The organism is Streptomyces poriferorum (assembly GCF_019399235.1).
In the GTDB taxonomy this organism is placed as follows: Bacteria; Actinomycetota; Actinomycetes; order Streptomycetales; family Streptomycetaceae; genus Streptomyces; species Streptomyces poriferorum.
Genome location: NZ_JAELVH010000499.1, coordinates 1 through 2,218, shown reverse-complemented (window position 1 = coordinate 2,218; position 2,218 = coordinate 1). Strand labels below are relative to the sequence as shown.

Annotated in this window: 3 protein-coding genes; 1 reads left to right on the top strand and 2 read right to left on the bottom strand. The window is 74.3% G+C overall.

Annotated features, from left to right (window positions below):
• Nucleotides 1–157: 157 nt before the first annotated feature.
• Nucleotides 158–907 (bottom strand): SIR2 family NAD-dependent protein deacylase, encoded by a 750-nt coding sequence (locus JGS39_RS38950; protein ID WP_219574493.1) that lies wholly within the window; start codon nucleotides 905–907, stop codon nucleotides 158–160.
• Nucleotides 908–980: 73 nt separating this feature from the next.
• Nucleotides 981–1,472 carry an NUDIX domain-containing protein gene (locus JGS39_RS38945; RefSeq protein ID WP_219574492.1) on the bottom strand — a complete coding sequence of 164 codons (492 nt, stop codon included), beginning with the start codon at nucleotides 1,470–1,472 and terminating at the stop codon, nucleotides 981–983.
• 130 nt (nucleotides 1,473–1,602) lie between these two features.
• On the opposite strand from JGS39_RS38945, the gene JGS39_RS38940 reads away from it, so the two are divergent.
• Nucleotides 1,603–2,218: glycerate kinase (locus JGS39_RS38940; RefSeq protein ID WP_219574494.1), on the top strand; the 616-nt coding region annotated here is incomplete at its 3' end.

The window sequence follows — 2,218 nt, the reverse complement described above, 5'->3', positions numbered from 1 at the left end:
CCACAAGGGGGAGGAGGGGGCGGGGGCCTCGCGGTAGGGGCTCCGGCGCGAGCTTCGCGCAGGGAGCCGACTGCCGGGCTCGGGGCGCGCATCGCCCCCGTCGAACGGAGGGAGGACGCGACGGCCGCTCACCGGACCGAACCGGCGGCCACCGATCTCACTGACCGGCGCTCGCCCCCGAACCCGCCTCGTCCGCCAGCCGTTCGAGCAGCGCCGGCAGCGCCGTACCGATCGGCTCCCGGATCGTCTCCCGCGCCAGCGCGTCGTACGGAGTCGGCTCCGCGTTGACCACGATCAGCCGCGCCCCGTGCTCCGCCGCGATCCCGGCCAGCGAGGCGGCGGGCTGCACCTGGAGCGTCGTACCGACCGCGATGAAGACCTCGCAGCCCTTCGCGACCGCCATCGCCTGACCCAGGACCACCGGATCGAGCCGTTCGCCGAACATGACCGTGGCCGACTTGAGGATCCCGCCGCACACGCCGCAGGGCGGATCCGGCTCGCCTGCCTCGACCCGGGCGAGGGCCTCGGCCATCGTCGAGCGGGCGTGACAGCGGGTGCACACCACGTGGAGTGCGGTGCCGTGGAGTTCGAAGACCTTGCGTGCCGGGAGACCGGCTGCCTGGTGCAGACCGTCGACGTTCTGCGTGATCACCCGCACGGCCACGCCCGACCGCTCCAGGCCGGCCACCGCCCGGTGGGCCGCGTTCGGCTCGGCGTTCCACGTCGCACTGGTGCGCCGCATCTGCCAGGAGCGGCGGCGGATCTCCGGATCGGACATGTACAGGTCGTACGTGACGAGCTTCTCGGCCTCCGGGTCCTTGCGCCAGAGACCGTTGGGCCCGCGGTAGTCGGGGATGCCGGAGTCCGTGGAGATGCCGGCGCCGCTGAGGATCGCCACGAGTGTCATGCGGGGAGCGTACGCAGCGCCCACCGCACCGCGCGAGGCCATTTCACGTGCGGCTGCGCGGCCGCGCCCGGGCTCAGGCCACGGGCGTGCCGTCCTCCAGTTCCGCGGTGCCCGCGTCGGACTCCAGCACGTCCAGCGCCGCCCGTACCCGGCTGTGGAGCGCACCGAGCAGGTGGTTCCCGAGCTCGGCGGGCTCGACGAGCTTCCACGACAGGAGCTCTTCCTCCTGGACGCGGACCGCCTTCAGCTGCTCCTCGTCCAGCACCCCGCCGTCGTACACATAGGCCACGATCGGCGGTCGCGCCGTGCCCCGTGTCCAGTCCACCGCGAGCAGCCGGCCCGGCTCCAGGTCGAGGCCGATCTCCTCGGCCGACTCGCGTCGCGCCCCCTGCCGCGGGGTCTCGCCGTCCGCCGACTCGATCGTGCCGCCGGGCAGCGCCCAGCCCTCCCGGTAGTTCGGTTCGACGAGCAGCACCCGGCCCCGCGCGTCGCGGAAGATGCAGGCTGCGCCGGCCAGGACCTTCGGGAGACCGGCGATGTACGCGGCGTAGTCATTGGTGGTCACGTCGGCAGCGTAGCGGCCGGGTCCAGGGCACGGACACCCATGGGCAGGGAGGGGGTGCTGCGGATAGGGTCGGGGCGGCGCGACTGCCTGTTCGAAAGCAAAGGGAATCAAGGTGACGGACGGAGCAGTGATGGAGACCGCACGCGTGCTCGTCGCGGCGGACAAGTTCAAGGGCTCGCTCACGGCCGTACAGGTCGCGGAGCGGGTGACGGCCGGGCTGCGGCGCGTCGCACCCGGGGTACGGGTCGAGACCCTGCCCGTGGCGGACGGCGGCGACGGCACGGTGGCGGCCGCGGTGGCCGCCGGATTCGAGCGCCGCGAGGCGCGGGTGACCGGGCCGCTGGGCGACCCCGTGACCGCCGCGTACGCGGTGCGCGACACCACCGCGGTGGTCGAGATGGCCGAGGCCTCGGGCCTTCAGCACCTGCCCGCGGGCGTGTTCGCCCCGCTCACGGCCACCACGTACGGCTCCGGTGAGCTGCTGTTCGCCGCCCTCGGAGCGGGCGCGCGGACCATCGTGTTCGGCGTCGGCGGCAGCGCGACCACGGACGGCGGGGCGGGCATGCTGGCCGCACTCGGCGCCCGGTTCCTGGACGCGGACGGCAAGCCCGTCGGCCCCGGCGGCGGCGGCCTCGCCGATCTCGCCACGGCCGACCTGTCCGGGCTCGACCCGCGGCTCGGCGAGGTCGACCTGATCCTCGCGAGCGACGTCGACAACCCGCTCACCGGGCCCAAGGGCGCGCCCG

Coding starts and splice junctions, on each gene's coding strand:
- JGS39_RS38950 (WP_219574493.1), bottom strand. CDS start 907: ATGACACTCGTGGCGATCCTCAGCGGCGCCGGCATCTCCACGGACTCC.